We start from the raw sequence: 3,834 nt of genomic DNA, 5'->3' as shown, positions 1-3,834 counted from the left end.
TCGATGACTGTGAACGGCGTAGCTGTGAGCGGTGAAGTTGAGGGACGGACGTTATTGTCTGGCTTTTTGCGTGATCATTTGGGGATGACGGGGACGCATGTTGGGTGTGACACGGCGCAATGTGGTGCGTGTGTTGTGCATGTTGATGGTCAGGCTGTGAAGTCTTGCAACATGCTTGCGCTTGAGGCGGACGGGTCTGAGGTTGGCACGATTGAAGGTCAGGCGACTGCGGATGGGTCTTTGAACGTGATCCAGCAGGCGTTTCAGGATCATCACGGTCTTCAGTGCGGGTTCTGCACGCCGGGGATGGTGATGAGTGCGGCGGCCTTGCTGAAGGATAATCCGCGTCCGACCGAGGCCGAGATCCGGCATTATCTGGAAGGCAACCTGTGCCGGTGCACGGGCTATCATAACATCGTCAAGGCGATCATGGCCGCATCGGGTCAGGACGTGAGCAACATCGCTGCCGAATAGGGCGGCGGGCAAGAATTTTCGTCGAAAATTCTTTTCCAGGGAGGAGATCAAGCAATGCCCAAAGACAGTGGCATCGGAGCCAGTTCCAAGCGGCGCGAGGACGTGCGCTTTCTGACCGGAGCGGGCAATTATACCGACGACATCAACGTGGCCGGACAAGCCTATGTGTATTTCCTGCGCTCGGATATCGCGCATGGCCGGATCACCAGCATCGACACCTCGGCAGCCGAAGGCATGCCCGGTGTAGTCAAAGTGTTCACCGGCAAGGATTTCGAAGGGGTGGGCGGCATCCCCTGCGGTTGGGAGGTGACCGACAAGCACGGTGCGCCCATGCAGGAACCGGCGCACCCCATTCTGGCGCAAGGTAAAGTGCGTCATGTGGGCGATCCCATCGCGGCCGTGGTGGCTGACAGCCTGGAACAGGCGCGCGACGCGGCCGAGGCGATCGATCTCGATATCGAAGAACTGCCCGCCGTGATCGACATGAACGCCGCCGCCCAGGAGGGCGCGACGCTGGTCCATGACGATCTGAAGAACAACATCTGCTATGACTGGCAGCTGGGTGAGGCGGATGACGCTAAGGTCAATGAGGTCTTTGCCAATGCGGCCCATGTGACCACGCTGGATCTGGTGAACAACCGTCTGGTTGCCAACCCAATGGAGCCGCGCGTGGCGGTGGCGGAATACAGCCGCGGGACCGAGGAGTATACGCTCTATACCACTTCGCAGAACCCGCATGTGATCCGCCTGCTGATGTGCGCCTTCGTTCTGGGCCTGCCGGAGCATAAGGTGCGCGTGGTGGCCCCGGATGTGGGCGGTGGTTTTGGCACCAAGATCTTCCACTATGCGGAAGAGGCATTTGTGACCTTTGCGGCCAAGGCCTGCAACCGGCCTGTGAAGTGGTCGGCCAGCCGGTCCGAGGCGTTCATGTCCGATGCTCATGGCCGCGACCATGTCAGCACGATCGAACTGGCGCTGGATGCGGACAATAACTTTGTCGGTCTGCGCACCAACACCTTTGCGAACCTTGGCGCCTATCTGTCGACCTTCTCAAGTTCCGTGCCCACATGGCTGCACGGCACGCTGATGGCAGGCAATTACAAGACGCCGGTCATTCAGGTGAACGTGAAGGCGATGTTCACCAACACGGTGCCGGTGGATGCGTATCGCGGCGCAGGCCGGCCCGAGGCGACCTATCAGCTGGAGCGCGTCGTCGACAAAGCCGCGCGCGAGTTGGGGGTCGATCCCATTGCGCTGCGCCGTCAGAACTTCATCACCCAGTTCCCCTATGATACGCCGGTCGCTCTGACCTATGACACCGGGGATTACAACGGGACCATGGACAAGCTTGAGGCCGCCGCCGATCTGGCAGGTTTTGCCGCGCGGCGCGCGCAAAGCGAGGCCAAGGGCAAGCTGCGCGGTCTGGGCATCAACTGCTATATCGAGGCCTGTGGCATTGCGCCCTCGAACATCGTTGGCATGCTGGGCGCGCGCGCGGGTCTCTATGACGCGGCGACCGTGCGGGTGAATGCCACCGGCTCGATCAGTGTCATGGTCGGCGCACACAGCCATGGGCAAGGGCATGAGACCGCCTTCCCGCAGGTTGTGGCCGACATGATCGGCATCGATGAATCGATGGTCGAGATCGTGCATGGCGACACCTCGAAGATCCCGTTTGGCATGGGCACCTATGGCTCGCGCTCGCTGGCGGTTTGCGGCTCGGCCATGGTCAAGGCCACCGAGAAGGTGATCGACAAGGCCAAGAAGATCGCCGCTCACCTGCTGGAGGCGTCGGAGGCTGATATTGAGCTGAAGGATGGTCAGTTCAGCGTGGCGGGCACCGATAAATCGGTGGCCTGGGGCGATGTGACCCTGACGGCCTATGTGCCGCATAACTACCCGCTGGAGGTCGAGCCGGGGCTGGAGGAGACCGCGTTTTACGACCCGGCCAACTTTACCTTCCCCTCGGGCGCCTATGCCTGCGAGGTCGAACTGGACCCCGAGACCGGCAAGGTCAGCATCGAGGCCTTCACCGCCGCCGATGACTTTGGCAATATCGTCAACCCGATGATCGTGGATGGTCAGGTGCATGGCGGTATCGGTCAGGGTATCGGTCAGGCTCTGCTGGAGAACTGCGCCTATGACGAGAATGGCCAGCTGCTGAGCGCGTCCTTCATGGATTACGCCATGCCGCGCGCCGATGATGTGCCCTTCTACGGCGTGGATCATTCCAGCCAGACGCCATGCACGCATAACCCGCTGGGTGTGAAGGGCTGTGGTGAGGCTGGGGCCATTGGCTCGCCGCCGGCTGTGGTCAATGCGGTTCTGGATGCGATGAACTCGGGCGGCAAAGCGGTGGATCACATCGACATGCCGGTCAGCCCGTCGCGCGTCTGGGCGGCGATGAACAGCTGAGTTGAGAGGGTGGACCGGGGGCCAGCCCCCGGACCCCCGAGGTATTTTTGAACAGAAGAAGGGCGGGGCGTGCCGTGTCCTGATTTTGGAAAGGAAAAGCGGAATGTATAATTTCGAGTTTGAGAAGCCCTCGACCATCGCCGATGCGGTGGCTGCGTTGGGGGCTGAGGATGCGCAGGCGTTGGGGGGTGGTCAGACGCTGATCCCGACGTTGAAGCAGCGGTTGGCGGCGCCCTCGGCGCTGGTGTCGCTGAGCGGGATTGCCGAGATGCAGGGGGTTTGCATCGAGGATGATGGCTCGGTCGCTATCGGTGGGGCGACGACCCACGCCACGGTGGCGCGCGAGGCGGCGGCAAGCTATCCGGCGCTGGCAGCATTGGCGGGGCAAATCGGGGATCCGGCAGTGCGCAATCGCGGCACCATTGGTGGCTCGGTGGCCAATAACGATCCGGCGGCCTGTTATCCGGCGGGTGTGTTGGGCTCGGGCGCAACTATTGTGACCAATGCGCGGCAGATCGCGGCGGATGATTTCTTTCAGGGCATGTTCACCACGGCGCTGGACGAGGGTGAGATCATCACATCCATCCGCTTCCCGGTACCGCAGGCGGCGAGCTATCAGAAGTTCCTGCAGCCGGCCTCGCGCTTTGCGTTGGTGGGTGTCTATCTGGCGCGGTTTGCGGATAGTGTCCGCGTGGCCGTGACCGGTGCCAGCGAGGACGGCGTGTTCCGCTGGTCTGAGGCCGAGGAAGCCCTGACAAAAGAGTTCCGCGCCGACGCGCTGATGGGCCTGAAGGTGAACCCAATGAACATGATCGGCGATCTGCATGGCAGCAAAGACTATCGCGCACATCTGGTCAGCGTCATGACCAAACGCGCAGTACAAACCTGCGCGTAACCGCCTAGACAAACGAACCCAAAAGCCCCGCAACAAAAGCGGGGCTTTTT

At 61.6% G+C, this 3,834-nt stretch carries 3 protein-coding genes; all 3 read left to right on the top strand.

What is annotated here, in order from left to right; all coding sequences use genetic code 11:
- Positions 1 to 474 (top strand): (2Fe-2S)-binding protein (locus tag ACR0CA_RS20300; protein ID WP_480901002.1); only part of this gene is annotated, 474 nt, incomplete at its 5' end.
- 54 nt (positions 475 to 528) lie between these two features.
- The gene (locus ACR0CA_RS20295; protein WP_480901000.1) at positions 529 to 2,889 is read left to right on the top strand and encodes a xanthine dehydrogenase family protein molybdopterin-binding subunit; all 2,361 of its coding nucleotides are present in this window, start codon (positions 529 to 531) and stop codon (positions 2,887 to 2,889) included.
- 103 nt (positions 2,890 to 2,992) lie between these two features.
- A complete protein-coding gene (locus tag ACR0CA_RS20290; protein ID WP_480900998.1) occupies positions 2,993 to 3,784 on the top strand; it encodes an FAD binding domain-containing protein in 792 nt (263 codons plus the stop codon).
- Positions 3,785 to 3,834 lie beyond the last annotated feature (50 nt).

The sequence above is a fragment of the Ruegeria sp. F12 genome (genome assembly GCF_056533885.1).
This window is presented reverse-complemented; position numbering and strand designations above follow the sequence as displayed.